Annotated in this window: 18 protein-coding genes and 1 pseudogene; 13 read left to right on the forward strand and 6 right to left on the reverse strand. The window is 68.6% G+C overall.

All coding sequences use genetic code 11. The features are described 5' to 3' along the window. Positions 1-26: 26 nt before the first annotated feature. Entirely contained in the window at positions 27-659 is a 633-nt protein-coding gene (locus ABZ862_RS07920; protein ID WP_360954018.1) for a helix-turn-helix domain-containing protein, read from the forward strand. A gap of 189 nt (positions 660-848) precedes the next feature. Here ABZ862_RS07920 and ABZ862_RS07925 read toward each other — a convergent pair whose 3' ends face one another. Beyond that, entirely contained in the window at positions 849-1682 is an 834-nt protein-coding gene (locus ABZ862_RS07925) for a PIG-L family deacetylase (RefSeq protein WP_360954021.1), read from the reverse strand. 487 nt (positions 1683-2169) lie between these two features. Between ABZ862_RS07925 and ABZ862_RS07930 the strand changes: the two genes are divergently transcribed. Then, positions 2170-2958: a hypothetical protein gene (locus ABZ862_RS07930; RefSeq protein WP_360954024.1), complete on the forward strand. Its 789-nt coding sequence runs from the start codon at positions 2170-2172 to the stop codon at positions 2956-2958. Further along, on the forward strand, positions 2955-4277 hold the full coding sequence (locus ABZ862_RS07935; RefSeq protein ID WP_360954027.1) for a 7-cyano-7-deazaguanine synthase: 1323 nt from the start codon (positions 2955-2957) through the stop codon (positions 4275-4277). The genes ABZ862_RS07930 and ABZ862_RS07935 overlap by 4 nt, the downstream gene beginning before the upstream one ends. 220 nt (positions 4278-4497) lie before the next feature. Here ABZ862_RS07935 and ABZ862_RS07940 read toward each other — a convergent pair whose 3' ends face one another. The 3 genes from ABZ862_RS07940 to ABZ862_RS07950 form a co-directional block, all read right to left on the reverse strand. Continuing rightward, a complete protein-coding gene (locus ABZ862_RS07940; protein WP_360954030.1) occupies positions 4498-5922 on the reverse strand; it encodes a DUF4041 domain-containing protein in 1425 nt (474 codons plus the stop codon). Positions 5923-6633: 711 nt separating this feature from the next. Beyond that, on the reverse strand, positions 6634-6981 hold the full coding sequence (locus ABZ862_RS07945) for a hypothetical protein (RefSeq protein WP_360954032.1): 348 nt from the start codon (positions 6979-6981) through the stop codon (positions 6634-6636). A gap of 228 nt (positions 6982-7209) precedes the next feature. Continuing rightward, entirely contained in the window at positions 7210-7509 is a 300-nt protein-coding gene (locus ABZ862_RS07950; protein ID WP_360954035.1) for a hypothetical protein, read from the reverse strand. A gap of 1120 nt (positions 7510-8629) precedes the next feature. On the opposite strand from ABZ862_RS07950, the pseudogene ABZ862_RS07955 reads away from it, so the two are divergent. Beyond that, positions 8630-9097: pseudogene (locus ABZ862_RS07955) on the forward strand (site-specific integrase); the annotation flags it as partial. A gap of 241 nt (positions 9098-9338) precedes the next feature. Here the strand turns inward: ABZ862_RS07955 and ABZ862_RS07960 are convergent. Continuing rightward, a complete protein-coding gene (locus ABZ862_RS07960; RefSeq protein WP_360954038.1) occupies positions 9339-9794 on the reverse strand; it encodes a hypothetical protein in 456 nt (151 codons plus the stop codon). Positions 9795-10055: 261 nt separating this feature from the next. Beyond that, positions 10056-10817: a GntR family transcriptional regulator gene (locus ABZ862_RS07965; RefSeq protein ID WP_360954041.1), complete on the reverse strand. Its 762-nt coding sequence runs from the start codon at positions 10815-10817 to the stop codon at positions 10056-10058. A gap of 427 nt (positions 10818-11244) precedes the next feature. On the opposite strand from ABZ862_RS07965, the gene ABZ862_RS07970 reads away from it, so the two are divergent. The 9 genes from ABZ862_RS07970 (at position 11245) to ABZ862_RS08010 (ending at position 17439) form a co-directional block, all read left to right on the forward strand. After that, on the forward strand, positions 11245-11625 hold the full coding sequence (locus ABZ862_RS07970; protein ID WP_360954043.1) for an RNase adapter RapZ: 381 nt from the start codon (positions 11245-11247) through the stop codon (positions 11623-11625). 89 nt (positions 11626-11714) lie between these two features. Next, complete coding sequence (locus ABZ862_RS07975; protein ID WP_360954046.1) at positions 11715-11894, forward strand: hypothetical protein; 180 nt, start codon at positions 11715-11717, stop codon at positions 11892-11894. A gap of 478 nt (positions 11895-12372) precedes the next feature. Further along, entirely contained in the window at positions 12373-12639 is a 267-nt protein-coding gene (locus tag ABZ862_RS07980; protein ID WP_360954049.1) for a DUF6284 family protein, read from the forward strand. Next, complete coding sequence (locus tag ABZ862_RS07985; protein ID WP_360954052.1) at positions 12636-12917, forward strand: DUF6303 family protein; 282 nt, start codon at positions 12636-12638, stop codon at positions 12915-12917. Before ABZ862_RS07980 ends, ABZ862_RS07985 begins: the two co-directional genes overlap by 4 nt. Beyond that, a complete protein-coding gene (locus ABZ862_RS07990; RefSeq protein WP_360954055.1) occupies positions 12914-13789 on the forward strand; it encodes a protein spdB in 876 nt (291 codons plus the stop codon). Before ABZ862_RS07985 ends, ABZ862_RS07990 begins: the two co-directional genes overlap by 4 nt. Further along, positions 13789-14199, forward strand: a complete 411-nt coding sequence (locus ABZ862_RS07995; RefSeq protein WP_360954058.1) for an RRQRL motif-containing zinc-binding protein — start codon at positions 13789-13791, stop codon at positions 14197-14199. Before ABZ862_RS07990 ends, ABZ862_RS07995 begins: the two co-directional genes overlap by 1 nt. 1 nt (position 14200) lies before the next feature. Further along, positions 14201-14518 (forward strand): hypothetical protein, encoded by a 318-nt coding sequence (locus tag ABZ862_RS08000; RefSeq protein WP_360954061.1) that lies wholly within the window; start codon positions 14201-14203, stop codon positions 14516-14518. A 109-nt stretch (positions 14519-14627) separates the two neighbouring features. Beyond that, entirely contained in the window at positions 14628-16733 is a 2106-nt protein-coding gene (locus tag ABZ862_RS08005) for an ATP-binding protein (RefSeq protein ID WP_360954064.1), read from the forward strand. A 205-nt stretch (positions 16734-16938) separates the two neighbouring features. Continuing rightward, positions 16939-17439, forward strand: coding sequence for a hypothetical protein (locus ABZ862_RS08010; protein WP_360954066.1), 501 nt, complete (start codon positions 16939-16941; stop codon positions 17437-17439). Positions 17440-17521: the final 82 nt, after the last annotated feature.

Below are 17521 nucleotides of genomic sequence, written 5' to 3' on the forward strand. Positions count from 1 at the left end.
CTCTCGGTCGGCAGGAAGGGAAGACCATGGCCGAGCGGAGTCGCCCGAACGGGCTCAGCAGTCAGATGGAACGCACCAGGTCGGCGATCGTGGCGGCCGCCCGCGAGCTCGCCGACACCGGGGCGGAGATCACGATGCCGAAGGTCGCGGCCGAGGCGCGGGTCTCGGAAGCGACCGCCTACCGCTACTTTCCCGACCTCCTCTCGCTCCTGCGGGCCGCCGTGATGACGGAGGACCTGGTCGCGGTCCTGCGATCGGCGACGCGCGGCGACGACCCGGTCGAACGGATCGGTCAGGCCGCGGAGATCCTGGGCCGGGCGGTGCTGCGCAGACAGGGCGCAGTCCGGGTGGTCGTCGCCTCGACCATCGCGAAACCCTCGACAGCCGGCGACCGTCCCGCCCACCGGTTCGGGCTCATCGAGCACGCGCTCGCACCGTGGATCGACAGCTGCGGCTCCGCGGGACGCGCGGACGTGGAACAACTGGTCCGCGGTCTCGCCCTCGTGATCAGTGCCGAGTCGCTGTTCGCCCTGATGGACCTCTGCGCCCTGCCCCCCGACGACGCGATCGCCGGCCTCGTGACCACAGCACGCCAAATGACCGCGGCAGCGGTCGCAACCATCCCCCCCACCCCAGCCCCTGACCGCACCACGGACTGAACCCCCGACCGCACCACGGACCGACCCGTGCCACTGCTCTTGCGGCCGGACGGTCCGGACGGTCCGGACGGTCCGCCTTCCTCACATGGATGAACCGGCACACCGCGCTCGCCGATCATGCTTCTCCGCGAAGAAGGCCGACACTCCCCTCAGGAACTCGGTCGTTCCCGCCCGCTCAGCGCGGGCGGATCAGCGCAGCCCGGCGAAGAGATCGTTCTCGGGTACGGCCGCTCCGGTGCCGTCCTGGACCCGTACGAAGGTCTCCATGCCCATCAACTCGCCGAACCTCTCCTTGCCCATCTTGAGGAAGAAGATGTTCTCCCCCTGACTGGCGTGCGCGGCCAGCGCGTCGAACTTCTGACCACTGAACGCGGTGGTGTCCACCCACGTGGTGATCTCGTCGTCGGGCAGGCCGATCTCGGCCAGCGCGGCGGCCTCGGCGGGGTCCGGCTCCGGCATGTCCTCATGGAACTCGCGCATGATCTCGCCGAACCGCTGCATCCCCGAGCGGGGCATCGTCGTCCAGTACACCTTCGGTGCCGACCCGGTCATCTCCAGCGCCGCCATCGTGATGCGGTGGGCCTGGATGTGGTCGGGGTGGCCGTAGAAGCCGTTCTCGTCGTAGGTGACGACCACATCAGGCCGGTAGTGCCGCATGAGTTCCGCGAGCCGGGCCGCACCTTCCTGCACGGGCGTCTGCCAGAAGGATCCGGGGGCGTCGTTGCTCGGCCAGCCGGCCATCCCGGAGTCGGCGTAGTCCAGCATCTCCAGATCGCTGATCTTCAGGACGCCACAGCTCGCCTCGAGCTCCTCCCGCCGCATCAAGGCGACCGCCGCCGGATCGTGCCCGGGATCACCCGGCTTGACACCTCCCGGTCCGTCACCGCAACCGCCGTCGGTACACGTCACGAGAACCGTGCGGATGCCTTCCGCCGCGTACCGCGCGAGAACCCCTCCGGTCCCGGTGGCCTCGTCGTCGGGATGGGCGTGCACTGCCATGAGCGTCAAAGGCCGGTCAGCCATGAAACAGTCCTCCTGAAGACGTACAACGTGGTCCGAGTGTGCGACAGGCGCACCACGATCCCCACCCGTGCGGCGCCGACCACTCGCTCGATGCAACCGCACCGACACGACCACCTGTTCCCGCCCCGGCTGCCCGCCGTGTCCGCCGAGGCCGATCGCGGCGGGCGGCTCGACCCACCGCTGAGTCTTCTGGAGAGAGTCCGGTGTGTCCCCGCAGCAGGCACGCGCAACACGATTACATGACGTAAGGACGCCGAACTTGCCAGTCCGTGACCTGCCTCGAACCTGGAATTGAGTGTTCTCTGTTACTCAGGGCTACGATTGGTTACGTAAAAGGATGCGATCGTTGCAGAAAGTGATATCCCCGACTGGCTGACCGCCGGAGCGACCCACGGTGCGCTGTCCGAGTCTCGCCCTACCTGGGGCACGCCCGATCTGATGCCATGGCGGGGAGAGCGGGGGAGGGGACCATCGGGTTGGGGGCGCTGTGGGGACATCCACGCGATGGGCGGGACCGAAAGGTGACCGGTGGAGTTCCGCTGCCAAGCAGCTGGCGCGCTGGCGGGACGACTCGCGCGACGCGGATCAGCGGCTGGAAGAGATTGCTGCGGACCACCTCAGCACCCTGCACGAGACGCTCCGTGGCGATCAGTCGGCTTTCGGCCTGTACGACACGGCCTGTGCGGCCGGTGAACGACTCGCCGTGGTCTTGGGGTCGCTGGCCGCAGGGGGCGCGGAGTCGGAGGACGCGCTTGTCGCGCGTCTCATCTCGGAGGTCGGCGGAGACGGCGGCACGCTCGCCGACGCCGCGGTGCGTAGAGGTGTGGCCGCGGCGGTGCGGGACGTTCGGGACAGACATCCCGAGTTGGACGACGCCATGGGCGGAGGTGCGGCGGCCGGCGGCTTCGCCTGGGACATCCTGTGCGATCTGTACCAGGTGTTCTTCGCCGACATGGTGGCGGAGTTCCTCCGGTCCGTTGTCGCCGAGCACATCAAGCTGGCCGTGCCGGTGCTCGTCGTGACGGATCCGGAAGGCCGGATCGCCGACTGGGTCGCAGGGAAGGTGGTGGACCTGGTGCCGAATCCCTGCGAGGAGTCCGCCGAAGCGACGGATCTCGCAGATGCCGTGGGCACCGCGCAGTCGGTGGTGGGCGCTGTACAGGATCCGTCGGCCGCGCTACCCAAGATCGCCGCGTCATTGGTACCGCGGGCGGTCGGAAAGGCACTTGGCCTCATCACCGAGGAGATCACCGGAGAAGAGGGAGCTGTGGCGTGACCCGTTCCGACCATTTCCTGTGGTGGCGCGGCTCCCGAACGGACCGGCCTCGTGGTGACCGCTGGATGGAGATCGGAGAAGAAGCCTTCCAGGAAACGGAGCGCCGTATCACCGGTCGGCACCGTCTACCCGGCCCGGTCCCCGACTGGGCCGAGGACCTGTTCCGCGTCGCCCGGGCCACGTTCATCGCCGACAAGTACGTCCGCCGGGTCGGCGTTCAGGATCGATGGACCCGCCGCATCAGCCTTGCGGTACCCGTCACGGAACATGAGCGGTGGCAGAGTGCAGCCGTCCGTAGTCACCTCACCGCGCTTCTCCAGATTCTCACCGGGGACTTTTGGGATGTGGACTTCCGCCCTCTCACCGGTCACCACGTCGAGGAGGCGATGGTCTCCCCCGATGACCCGCGTGCCTCGGAAGTCGCGCTGTTCTCCGGCGGGCTTGATTCCCTCAGCTGGGCCGCCACCCGCTCGCGCGCTGATGACCCGCGGCCGCTGTTGCTCGTGATGTTCCGCGAGATCGGCCTGCTGCGTCTCCAACAGCGTGTGTACAACGCCGTCGAGCGATTGGACGGAACCCGGCCGATGATGCTGCTACCGATGAGCCAGACCCCGGCGGGCGACGGCTCCAGGCTGCGGCTGGAAACCTCCTCTCGCACCCGCGGCCTGCTGTACGCGGCGGGCGCGATCCGCGCCGCGACCGCGCACGGAGTGGCCACGGTCCACATCCCCGAGAATGGCCAGCTCGCCCTCAATCCATCTCTGACGCCAGCGCGTTCGGCCGCGTGTTCCACGCGTTCGGTGCACCCGCGGACGCTGGGTAGTCTGAACGCCTTGGTAACCGGCGTGGCTGACGCCGGGAGTGCCGTACAGGTGGTCAACCCCTTGGCACAGCTGACGAAAGGCGAGGTGTGCAAGGTCGGACGTGACGCGGGCCTCACCTCGTCCGACCTGGAGTCCACCCTGAGCTGCGGCAAGCCGCCAACTCGCCGAAGCGGTGGCCCTCCCCTTGCCAACTGCGGTGTTTGCTTCCCGTGTCTCGTGCGCCGCTCCGGGCTACTCCGAGCGAACGGTGCCGACGGCACCAGATACGAGGCGTTGCCATGGGCGGACGATCTGCCCTTTGACCGGAGTACCGATTGGCGCGCACTGCAGCGCTGGCTGCTCAGCCGATACACCCTTACAGATCTCCTCACCGATACCCCGCTGCCGCCCGACATGGACCCGGCAGTGGCCTTCCAATTGATCAGGCGCGGGCGGGAGGAGCTGGAGCGGCTGCTTCGGATCGCGGCTGTGGCCGGTGCCGCTGACGCGGCGTAGACGGCAACGTGCGGTCTCCGTCTGTTGCCCGAAGAAGGCGCCGCGGGACACGGCCGCTGTACGGCAACGTGACAGTGGGTCCGCCTGCAAACTGCCCGGCTCGTACCGCACCAGCAACGGCTTGTGCGGCGTCCGCACCCCGCCCCGGCTCGACTGCCTCAGCCTCGCGGTACGCTTCAGCCAACCCGCGCCGGTGATCGTAAAGACGTTTCGCCGCGCATCATGCCGACTGCGCTGCAACTCCTCCTGTACTTCCGACGGATGCACCGGCTTCGTCCATATGCCTGCCGGCTCGCCATTCCAGGGCCTGGGGTTCCTCGGTGAACTCGATCAGATGCTGTCCGGCGAACCGTTGCAGTGCGTCCCGCACCTCCGCCGGGGTGGCATAGAAGAACTCCTTACGACTGTTGACCTGGTTGACCCGCTGAGAAGCGAACTGCCGGTGGAGCTGAGTCTCCAAGCCGACTGCGTCCTTGCTGAAGATCAGCGCGTGGACGTCGAAGCGGAAGGGCACGGCCGCGCCACTCAACTCGTAGACCCGCTCCAAAGGTTCGAGTCGCCGCGTCATGCCGATCTTCACCATACGATCGCCGAAGGCGCCGATGTTCGAGATGACGTAAACGTAGCCGGCGCGGACGTTCGCCGCGCGGGACTCGACGTCCTGCAGGGCGTTCTCGATCTCGTCCAGTTTGGCCTGCATCTCCGCCGCACCCGTGTCATCGCCGCGCTCGCGCAGGCGTTCAAGCGCCGTCTGGTAGTGGCCGAGTTCCTTGTTCAGCTTCTCGCGCTGCCGGTCAAGTTCCCGCTGTACCGCCGCCTCCTCACGGTCCCGGGCACGCGCCTCGCGCTGGGCCTCTTTTTCCTCTTCTTTCTTCTGCAGAAAGTCGGCGGTCAGTTCCAACTCCCTCACGCGCGTGTTGTGGTACTCGTCGGTGATTCTGATGTGCATGGTGGCGCCGAGCCGGGCGATCGTTTCACGGCTCTTGTAGAGCCGGTCGACGAGCGAGCTCAGCCGGTGCGGCCGCATGGACCGCACGGCGTAGTCCGCTTCGGCGTTGTAGGCGCGCAGCATGAGTTTGGAGAAGTCGCGGACCATCTTCTGGCCCTCGCGTTTGGAGCCGTTGACCGTCCAGTCCGTGGCTGCCTGGACGGCGCGTCCCGCACGAGCGAGCGCTTTGATCTCGTTCTGCAGCGTGTCGAGTCGGCTGCGGTAGGCGATCGCGTCGTGCAGAGCGTGCCGGTAGGCATAGATCCCGGCCTCCTGCAGCATGGCGGTCTCTTCGGCGTTGACGATCCGGCCCTGCAGTTCGGCAAGCCGCCGCTCAGCGTCGAAGATGCCCTTGCGGTACCGGTCGGCCTCCTTGCGGACCTGCTCGGTCTCCTTAGCTGTCCGGCGTGCGTCGCCGAGAATATCCTTCGCCGTCTCACGTGCGTCCTTGAGGATTCCCTCAGCTTCCTCGACGGCTTCGGCGGACGCCTTCTCACGCAGTGCGGCGGCCTCCGTCTCGATCTGCCGTACGAGACTCACCACCTGTGCGGCGTCCAGCCCCTGTGTTCGCGCGATCCACGCCCGTAGTTCTTCAACCTCGGTCTCGGCAGCCGAACGACGTCGTCCGAACAGCCCGCCCTTCCGAGGAGCCGGCACCTCTGTCGTACTCCTGGAAGCGGCCGCGTCCGCCCCCTCAGAGCCGGCGGCCGCAGGGCTGAAGGCGTGGGCGTCAGGCGTGGAGCCGGGCTCCGGGACCCATAGTTGCCATCCTGCCGGCATCGGGGGCCAGGTGGGATCGGGCCGCCAGTCCGGTGGCGGCATCCATCCCGCAGGTGGTACGGGCCAACCCGGCGGCGCATTGAAATGGTAAGTATTCACTTTCACCCTTCACCCCGGAGGCTCCCCAGCCCGCAGGACGCCGGACGATCCCGGCAAATGCAGAGTGACATTTTCTTGATGATCAGCCAACCGATCACCCCGACATGACATCCTGTGACCATCTCCTTGCATCCTGTGATGGTCTACCGAAGGGACTGGCTGGTGCCCGGTACGCCGCGCACGGCCGAGGTGGTTCTCGTGGCCTTGCGGTCGGATTTCGGATGAATCGAGGCCGCATAACACATCAGGCCCTGTGCTGGGAACCCAGCACAGGGCCTGATGTGGTGTTTCGGCTGTCGGGGTGGCGGGATTTGAACCCACGACCTCTTCGTCCCGAAGCAACTTGGGTGAGGGCTGTGCCTTGGGTTGGGGCGCCTCTCACTTGGGGTGATGGTCCGCTGGCGTCCGTGCTCGTCCGCCGTTGTCTGTGGGCGTTGTCACGCAGTTAGATACTCAACTGGTCCAGGGCTGACAGCCCTGCGCGAGCGGTCAACTCGACTCGGTGGGCGAAGACATCCACGCGAGGGCGTCTGCTGTTCGGGTAGCCAGCGATCCGATTCGCCAAGAATCAGTGATGTCGGTCCAGTCGCTGAGGTGGGCGCTGGCAGCGCCGTGTTCTGCTGATTGGTCATAGAAGAGGGTGAACCTGTACACCCTGCCGTCTGCGGAGATGATTTGGCCGTCCTCGTGATCGGGCCCTTCTTGCAGGAGGTCGACGACGACCGTCCGTTTTGGATCGAGTCCCTGGCGATTCAAGAGTTCCCGCAACCGGCTCCATAGGTCGTAGTCGCTGGTCCGCAGTAGATCGGTGTATTGAACGACGATGCTTGACACCATGACCCCCATGATCGGTCCTGCATCTGATGTGGGGAACCAAACCGGCAACGGCGTGGAGGGATGGTGCCAGCGACTGACCGCGGTTCCACCGAAGCATGCGGAGGCAATCGACAGCCGCTTTAGGAGTTCGATGCCGGACCCGTGTCACCTGCCGGAACCGCTGTTCGGGGGGCGACTCTCGGTCCTCCCCCGGCCAAGCCTGTCCGCCGTCGTCCGGCGACGTTGATGTCACGCGGTGATGTCGGCTTCAGGGTTGGAGCTGGTGTCAGACGGGCGCTTGCCCTGCCCTCGGCGCTCCTTCAGGCTCACTACCCACGAGATAAGAATTAAGACGAGGCCGGAGACCACAAGGGTCCTGTCCGCTGGGGTGCCGACACTTTGATCGGATCCGGATACAACGCTTGCAACACCGGCGATAAGAAGCACAAACGGTAGCCAACGTCTCTGAGCGGGCAGGAGGCGCATACGCCACACCGAGTAGGCCATCCAGGTAATGACGGCAAAAGTGAACCAAGCGAAGATACTCACCAAAAACTCCACAAAAGAGAGGGGTCGGAGGGCTTGAACCTGTGGCCTTTTCCTTATCGGGTCGATCACGGGGGTCGGTCACCGTCGGCCAACAGCCCCCGTGCCTCGGTCGGCCGTCCGCTGAGGTCCGGTGCCAATCGCTGCTGTTCATGCTTGTTGGTGGCAGCCGTTGGTGTCAGCCCCGGATGCAGCCTTGACAAGCGCGGCCGTTCTCTCGGTCCTGGAGCACCATTTAGAAGACGGCGTATGCGGATGGCGGGTGGCCTACGCAGCTGCATTGTCAACTGCCCTCGGACGGCCCGGAGATGGCTCCGGGACTGCTCGCGCCCAAGACGTGGAGCTCTGGGGCTTGCTGCCGTACGTCGTACGGGGCTTCTCGACGCCAGACGCGTCGCCACTCCCGGCCAAGAAATGCGCCGACCACGAAGAACAGGACCGCTCCGGGCCAACTGATGTGGGGCAGCTCGATGAATGTGGAGATCGGGGTGGCCATCCAGCCGCAAGTCACCAAGGCGAGCACTGCGATGCGGCCGGCCCTCCCGGGGAACCTGGACACATCCGCCATGCCATCCTCCACGGGTTGCTCATCGGGCTGCGAGCGGCAGTGTACGCGCGGTCGGCGGAACGGCTTTGGGCTGGAGTTTCATTGCCCCAGCCAAGCGCCGCTGCCCGGGCCCTGGCCCCATCCTCCACCCACCAATCACCCCGGCTCCCATCCCGTCCGCCGTCGACCCACACACCGTGGAGCGGGCGTGGTTCAGGGCGTCAAGGTGGAGCGCGCCACTGTACGAACGACCTTGACGCCCTGGGCCGTGTCTGCTCGGCTCTGCCTGGGTCGACGGTGGTCGGGATGGGAGCTCCCACGCACGCCACTCACGAACCCGCGGCCGGCAACGGCGCCCCCTCCATCCCGGTGCCGACCGATCCCCCGCCAGAGGCATTGTTCTGACTGTGGGCCGCGCTGTGCGGTGATCGACTCATGTGTTGTGGTGCGCTACGGCCCCAGGGCCGGCCCGCGCATTGCGCGGGCACTTGAACCGGTAGAGAAAGTTTGGATCATGCTCGGGGTCGTTGGTGATCGCTGAGGCTGGCTTGCCCGGTTGCTGCCGCCTCGTGGTGCAGAACCCTGAGCGCGGAGGACGCAGACCGCTGGCTCGCGGCCAAGGCGAAGACGCTCAGCACACGCGCCCTTCAGTCGGTGCACTCGTGCCTGAACCGCTCGGCTAAGCGGGCCATGACGCGGGACAAGGTGAAGCCGAACGTCGTCGAGCTGTGCTCGGTGCCTCAGGGGCAACAGGGGCGTCCGTCCAAGGCGCTCACCTTCTCAGGCCGAGGCCAGGCTGAGGCGGTGCTCAGGGGCGCCGAGGGCACCTCGATGCACGCGTACATCGTCGTCGCCCTGCTGACCGGTGCGCGCACCGAGGAACTGGGGGCGCTCACCTGGGATCACGTCTTCTTGAAGGGCAAGTCGGACGTCGACCCGCCTCAGCCTCCGCGCATCGCGGTGTGGCGCTCGGTCCGCCGGGGCGGGGACACCAAGACTCTGAAGTCCCGGCGCACTCTGGCTCTGCCGGCGCGCTGTGTCGAAGTCATGGGCGGCATCTTCGGCGCGTAGGAACGGCAGCCGTAGACACGCAGGCAGAAACAGGTGAGGGGTCTACTGAAATCAGTAGACCCCTCACCTGGTGTTTCGGCTGTCGGGGTGGCGGGATTTGAACCCACGACCTCTTCGTCCCGAACGCGATTGAGGGGCTAGCGACCATGCCGAGACACCGTCGATCAGCTTGTGTGGCCGTCAGCACTGTCCACTACGGTCCGGCACAGTCTCGCTATGGCTGCTCCGTTTGGCCCCCCGTTTGGCCCCCAGAGACTCCCCCGTGGAGAAGATCGGCCACCGATTCGGCCGTCCAGTGGCCCGCTGCCCCGGGACGCGTGGCCAGGTACTTGCCGATGCGCTCGGACGGCCAACCATGAGCTTCCTTCAAGCCTGAGCCGAGGTGGCGTAGGTAGCGAGCATCTGGTGCATTCCACTCGACGTCGCCCATGCTCCATGGGGCGGTGAACGTCAGGACGGGGTGCCCGTCAAGGTAGCCGGGGCAGACGAGCGTCTCGTATCGCCCCGGGCCCATGACGGCTCGCCCTGTGGAAAGCACCTTGGCAAGATCGATGTTCTTCCCCGGCTCTCGGTACATTTCCTGAGCAGCGATGTCTGAGAACTGTTCTGCCGTGACCAGGTACGCCCGCGCGGCCATCTGGTCTTCGGCGTTCGGATCGTAGAAAGCCATCCCGCCGGTCCATGCCTGAGACTCCAGAGCGAAGTACAGCTCACCGGGAAGTATGACCGCGGCCGTACGCTGCGGTGGGGTGCCGTTCCGACAGCCCGGGTACGTGCGGCGCCCGCCGGGAGGCTGCCCTCCGACCAGGTAGTAGTTCAGGCGCGTCAGGTGCATGTTGGAGCCGAATGCCGCGTACCACACGTGCCGGGGATGGACCGACTCGGAGGTATCTGGCGCGAGTCGGTCCAGTCTCCTAGGGATGATCAAGGACTACTCCGCCGCAACGTCGTAGCGGATGATGTGGCGATCCCCGGGCATGATGGTGATCATGACGCGCAAGGCGCGTCCATCCTTGTCGTAGCCAGTACGCCGATGCACAGCCACCGGCGTTCCGGCAGGTAGGGCAAGTTTTTGGGACTCTGCACGAGTCGGCATCCGCACCGTGATCTCATCCTGATAGTGCGTCTGGATGAGTCCGCTGCTCGCCAACACCCCGCCGGGCGCCGAGACGTCCTCGGGCAGCATGAGCGGTGTCCCTCTCACAAGTTCCTCGGGGAAGTAGGAGTCCGCGAGGGCGTAGGGCTCTTGGTCGACATACCTGACGCGCTCACGGACAACGGTCAACGCGGTTTCAGGGTCAAGCCCTAGTTGCTCGGCCACATCCGGCGGCGGGCGTCTGATTGACACGTTGATCTCTTGACGAGGCTCTCGACCACTCTCTTCAACGATGGTCGACCACTGATCACCGTTGTGACGTGCCGAGTGCCGCGAGCGCGATTCGAGGACCGACCAGTCCCAGACGGCGGCCGGATGCCGCTTGCGCACGAAGCTACCGCGCCCCTGCCCTGCCACCACCAAGCCTTCCTCCGTCAGGCGCCGCAGGGCCAACCGGATGGTGTTGCGACTCGCCGAGTAGTCCTCCATCAACCGATGTTCTGTCGGTAGCTGCTGACCCTGCTTCAGCTCCCCTGTGTCGATGAGTCGCCGCAGGTCATCGGCAATGCGGTGGTAACGGGGCGTCTGCTCACCCACGTTGACCCTCCCTGATCTTTGACGGACTTGTTCCAACAACATACGCCGAAGCGCTTGCGCATCCCAACCGGGACATGCAAACTCATGACTCGTCAGGTTGTTGGAACAAGTCCAACTGCTCGATCTGTTCCATCTCCTGATGTCTCGTTAGTACGCCCGGAGGAAAGCCCGCAGGGGTGAGTACGAAGGAAGCGTCCGTTGGTTGAAAACTCAACAGAGTGCCGAGGTAGACCGCCCCACCTCCGCGAGCAAGCGGGCGGCGCACGCAGGTTCTGCCCTGCGTGCGGGTACAGCGCAATTCGGCCTTTCCGCAGCTCATGTGCTGCGGCCGGTTGCCTCCCCCGCCCGTCCGACCGTGCTTCGTGCGCTGGTCGTACGGGCGGGGCGGCGGGGAGCCGGAACACCCCTTCGCCCTTCGGGAGTCCTCATGGCTGTTGTTGAGATCGTTTCGTTCGGCTACCTGCACGATGCGCCGCCGTCGGCGCACCTGACTGTTGACCTGCGTCACCACTTCCGCGACCCGCACGTATCGCCGGAGCTGCGTCACATGACCGCCGACGACGAGCCGGTACGCGCCGCCGTCCTCGCCACGCCGGGCATCACGGACCTGGTGACGGCCACCGCCGCCGCCGTGCTGGCGTTCGCCTCCGGTCCGAGCGCCGCAAGCGTGACCGTCGCGGACGGCTGCGCGGGCGGCCGGCATCGTGCCCCGACCTTCGCCAACGTGCTGGCGGAGAGGCTGACGGCCGCCGGTCACCGGGTGAGCGTCCGTCACCGCGACCTGGGCAAGGACGTCGTCGAGCGCTGAAGGGCTGCCTGATCCGCCCGTCGCGCACGGGTGGTGAGGGGAACCGTTCAGTGTTCCGCCACAACCGACCTGAGCAGGGAGACAACGTCATGGCCTGGTTCAGCAACGCTTCGGACGCGGACCTTGTGCAGAGCATGGAACTGGCCGCCGCCGCTGCGGAAGAGGCCCGCCGGGAGGGCGACAAGCAGCGTGAGGCCGCGTTCCACGAGGACCTGAGCGGAATGCTCGACGAGTCCGAGCGCCGCGGCTTCCCCCGCTGGGGCCGCTGACCACGCAGCCAGCACAAGGCCCGCCGCACTGCGGCCGGTTGCCCCGCCCCGCCCGTCCGGCCCGCCCTCCACGGCAGCCGTACGGGCGGGGCGGGGGAGCTGGAATCGGCTGGCTCCGTTACGGGAGCGGGCCCCGGGTCGCACCCCGGGACCCGCGTACAGACGCCTAGCTGGAGGCATCTGCATGACGAGTCTGACAGACAAGGAGCGCGAGGAACTGTCGCGCAAGAACGCCGGGGCGAACAAGCGCAGCGAGGACAACGCCCGCGTGCGCGGTGGCCGCTGATGGCCGGCGCGGAGCACGAGAAGACCAAGCCGCCGTTGCCGGTCCGTCCCCCGCGTCCGCACCCGCACCGGGTATGAGCGGACGCTGAACCCGCCGCACCCGCGGCTTCCCCCTGACGGCACGCACCCCCGGAGCGCCAACTCCGGGGGTGCCTTTTCGGGCCGTCCAACCCTTCGAGAGGAACAACGACCCATGAAACACATCGCTGCTGTTCAGGCAGTTGTTACCACCGACGCCGTCGACCGCAAGCCGACGGCCGCGGAACTGGACGCGATCGAGCAGGAGATGCCGCTCATCCTGGCGGGCGTCGACCTGCTCGACGCGCAGATCATCACCCTGGACCGCGAGCCCTCCGAGCTGGACGCCCGCCGGTTGCGCCGCGCCCGCCGCCGGGTCCTCGCCGCCCGTCGCTCGCTCGCCAACACCGCCGCCGCGACCGTGCCCGGCGGTGCGGCATGAGCAGCGTGACCGCGCAGATGTCGAACAACGGCGGCCCGTGGCGCCTGTACGTGGTCCTGTACGGCGAGCCGAGGTGGCCGGAGTTCCGATGGGAGGGGACCGGGCCGGTGCCGACCGTCGCGGAACGCCGCGCGGCGCTGGCCGTCCTCGGCTACGAGACCACACCCGGTGCGGGATGGTCGTGGTGCGAGGACAGCCGCGACCCCGACGACATCACCACCCCGGTCCTGCTGATCGCCGCCGTCACCGTCCGCCCCCGCGGGGAGGTGACGTCATGAGCGCGCGGAAGACCGCTCTGCCGGCCGTCGCGATGACGGCCGTGTCGATGGTGCTGACCCTCGCGGTGGTCGTGATGTGGCTCGGCGGGTCGATGCCGCGGCCGGTCGCCCTGGTCGTCGGTCTCGGTATCGACGGCGGTTGGCTGGCCACCCTCGCCTACGAACGACGTCTCGCCGCGCAGGGCGACCACAACCGCACCGTGACGGCCGTCGGCTGGTCCTTCGGCGCCCTCGCCACCGCCGTCCTGGTCACGCACGCCCTCACCGCCGACGGATCACCGGGGGCGTGGCTGGCGGTGGCGTGGCTGCCGCTCGCCGCGAAAGCCCTGTGGCTCGTGCACGGGCTGTGGGAGCGCACCGCCCTCACTGCGGACGCACTCGATGCCATCCGGGGTATCCAGCAGGAGGCCCGGGACGAAGCCGCGGTGGCCCGTGCCCGGTTGCGGGCGGAAGCGGCCACCGAGGAGACCCGCCTGACGGCCGTGACGGCCGCCGGGGCGCGCGTCGCACGCGTCCAGGCCGAGACGGCCGCGACCCTCGCGGGGGCGTGGTCGACCCTGGAACAGGCGCGGCAGGGCGAGGACACCGGCAGGGCCCTGACCTGTGTGACGGCCCCCGTCACACCCGACGGCACGGGCGTCACGACGGCCCGGTGGGAGCTGCCGGTGTGGGGCCCGACGGACCCGCTTCCCGCGCTCGCGCTGGAGGCGGGTCCGGCCCTGACGGACGCGGAACTTGACGTCCTGGTCGACGGCATCACGCACGCCCAGACACCCCCGTTGTCGTATCGCGAGTTGGCCGTGCGGTTCCGGGCGGCCGGGCACTCCGCGTCCGAGGTCCGGCTGCGGGCCGCGTGGAAGCGGGTGGCGTGATGAGCGCCTACGCCAAGTGCTTCGACCCGACGGGCGCCCGCTACGGGCTGCCCACGTATCCCTGGCACTTCGCCCCGGACGGCTACGCCACCCGCCGTCAGTTACGGGCCCGGGGCCTGCGGCCGGGAGGCCAGCCGGTGGCCGCGCAGCTCATGCGCAGCCACCGCGGCCGCAAGGCCGGCGTCCAGGTCGCCTACCTCTACCGGCTCGACCTCGCCCGGCCGGTACGGCCGATGACCTCGCGCCGGTGGGGCGCGCTCGCGCTGGCCATGCTCGCCCGCCGCACCTGCCCCGTCTGCGGCATCACCTACAGCTACTGCCTGCCGACCTCGCTCGGCATGTGCGTGCCGTGCGCCTACCCCGACCACTACGCCCACCCCGACCCGTACGGGTCCGAAGGGACTGCCTGACATGGGCAACGCCGAGATCCGCCGTCTGGACCGCGAGATCCGCACGGTGACCAACAAGCTGGAAGCGGTCCGCCGCTGCGAGTGGTGGCCACTGACCGGCCGCGAGCGCCTGGCCATGGCCCGCGCCATGGCCGGCGGCGCCCGCAACGCCAACCGGGGCCGCAGCACCGGCCACGCCGAGGACCGCATGGACTCCATCGGGTCCGCCGCCGAGACCCGGCTGACCGCCGAACTGAACGCCCTGCACGTCGAGCGGCGGCGGCTGCTCACCGAGGCCGCGCGCGCCAAGGCCGCCCGCAAGTCGTCCGGCTGGCTCTGACCAGCGCGCAGCACCCGGGGCGGGCCGCTTCTTTCCACAGGCCCGGCCCGCCCCGGCACTCTCCCTCACCTCCCGCCCCCTGCCGGGGGCAGTCAGGAGAAGTCCCAGCATGACCGGCAACGTCATCAATCTCCACAAGCCCACCGACCCGCCCACCGGCCCCGACGCCCCGACCGTCCTCACCATCGTGCCCCCGGCCCCGCCGGTGCCGCTGTGGGTGCGCTCCGGACGGGCCGTGAAGACGGCCGTCACTCACGAGCGCACCACGACGGCCGCCCGCGCCCTGGCCCGGCACACCCTCTACGTGGCCGGCGGCGGAAGGATCGTCGCCCGCCGCACCTGGGAGGCCCGTACGCCCGCCCGCTACGAGCGGATGATGCGGGCCGCGGAGGCCGCCGGGAACCTCGAGGAGGCGCGCGAGTGGGAGGAGCGCGGGCAGCACTTCCGCGACGCCCGCCACCGCCGCCGCATGGACCTCCTGCACTCCCCGCTGGAAGCCGCCCGGGGCGCCGCCGTCACCGCCGGGACCGGCGTCGGCGTCCTGGTCGCCCTCGGAGTGTGCATGGCCATCGCCACCAAGGACCCTGCCGAGGTCGTCACCCCGCTCATGGCGGTCATCAAGTTCATCAACCTGATGATCACCATCGTGCAAGTCGTCTGGGGACCGGCCGTGTCCCTCGGCCCGTTCCTGGCCCTGCTCGCCCTGTGGTCCGTCGGCGCCCACCAGAAGGCCGCCCCCGCGTGGGTCCTGCCCGAGCAGCACCGATCGGGCGAGGGCGAGCCGATCACCCCGTCCATCGTGGTCAAAGCCCTGCGCGACCTCGGCGTCCCCGCCCTGCGCAACGCCATCAAGGAGATGGGCGACGCCGGCGCGTCCATGCTCGGACCCATCCGGATCGCCGGGTGCGGGGTGGAGGTCGATGTCACCCTGCCGTCCGGCGTCTCCACGGTCGAGGTCCAGCAGCGCCGTAGGAAGCTGGCCGAGAACCTCACCCGGCACGAGCATGAAGTGTTCATCACCATCCCGACCGCGGCCCGCACCGTCCGCCTGTGGATTGCCGACTCCGGCGCGCTGGACGAGCCGATCGGCCCGTCCCCGCTGATGACGGACGACACGATGACCGCCGACTACGCCAAGGGCAAGGCACCGTGGGGGCAGGACCTGCGCGGCGACGCCGCGACCCTGAGCCTGTATCAGCGCCACCTGCTCATCACCGGCCTGTCCAACCAGGGCAAGACCGCCGCCCTGCGCGCGCTCGCCCTGTGGCTGGCGCTGGACAAGCGGGTTGAGTTCCGGATCGCGGACCTCAAGGGCGTGGGTGACTGGGCCATGTTCGAGGGGCTGGCGACGGACCTGATCCAGGGGCCGACCGATGACCACGTCGTCGACGCGACCAGGATGCTCGAACTCGGCGTCGAGGAGATGAACGACCGTATCCAGGCGCCGCCGGGGACAGAGTTCCCGCCGCTGATCCTGCTGGTCGATGAGGCGCAGGTGGCGTTCATGTGCCCGCTGGTCGACGGGGGGAAGCGGCCCTACGGCGGCTCCAAGGCCACCTCCCGGTACTTCATGGCGGCCCGGAAGATCCACAACCAGGGGCGGGCCGTGAACGTGCTGCTGTGGCAGGGCACCCAGGACCCCACCGACCAGAACCTTCCCAAGCTGGTCCGCGAGGGCGCCCACACCCGCGCCTCCCTCGCCCTGGGCACCGAGTCGCAGGCCCGCATGGCCCTGGGGGACAAGGCCGTCGACGGCGGCGCCGCCCCCAACCTCCTGCGCCCCGGTCTCGACCAGGGGACCGTGGTGGTGGCCTCTTCCGGGATCGACATTCCCAAGGGGCAGGCCAGCATCACCGTGCGCACCCACTTCATCAGCACCGACGACGCGGCCGTGATCGCGGACCGGGCCAAGGCCCTGCGCGACGGGGTCACCGTGCTGCGGGCCGTCGACACCGGGGCGGACCGGGACGCGCTCGCGGACATCGCGGCCGTCCTCGGAGACGCGCCCCGGGTGAAGACGCAGGAAGTCCTCAAGCGGCTGTCCGCACTGGACTCCCACACCTACGGCGACTGGTCGTTCATCGACCTCAAGCGCGAACTGTCCGCCGCCGGCGCCGAGCCCTACAAGAGCGACGGGGTCATGGTCGTCGGTGCCGAACGCGTCGCCCGCGCCCTCGCCGACCGCGACAGGGACGGTTCCGCTTCCGCTTCCTGAGGCAGGGAGCGACCGCCGTCCGGGGCAGGGAGGCAGGGAGAACTCCCTCACCCCCTCCCTGACCCGCCTCCCTCCCCGTGACCTGCGCGAATGATCGCGCAGGGAGACAGGGAGGCACCCCAGCTCACACCCCCGAAACCCCCTCACCACGCCCCCAGCAAGGGGTGCCCAAGCCTCCCTGAACCCGCCCCGGAAGGGATTCCACATGTCCCCCGACACCACCCCCGAAACGGCCCCGGCCGGCGTCCGGATGAGCGACACCGAGGCCGCCGCAGAGGCCGCCCGGATCATCGCCGACGCCTACCGGCCCGCACCCGCCACCCCCACTGCCTACCGCGACGACACCCCGCTGCCCGCCCGCGGCAACGCCCCGCCGGTCGTCCAGCCGGGACGCCCGCCGATGAGCCAGCGGGCCGTGGACGCCAGCACGCTCATGCTGTCCGCCGGGGCCGCGTCCCTGCCGGTCGGCGCCGTGGCCGTCAGCATCCTCCTCGCGTCCGGGCAGGCCGACCCGGCCGTCATCGGCATGATCTGCGCCGCCCCCGCCGGGGCCGTCCTCGCCGCTGGTCGCCTGCTGCGCCGCGCCAAGGACGCCATGCCCGACGTGCACCACCACCACTACGACGGCCCCGTCCACCAGGACCAGCGCACCATCACCACCCGCACCACCGGCATATGGGCCAAGACCACCAACCACGACCACTAGACACGCCAAGAGCGGCCCCCGCATCCGGCAAGAAGTCGGGGCCGCCCTTGCCCAACCGGACCCACTACAGACCTGTTGGAGG

The organism is Streptomyces sp. NPDC047000 (assembly GCF_040644295.1).
Lineage (GTDB): Bacteria > Actinomycetota > Actinomycetes > Streptomycetales > Streptomycetaceae > Streptomyces.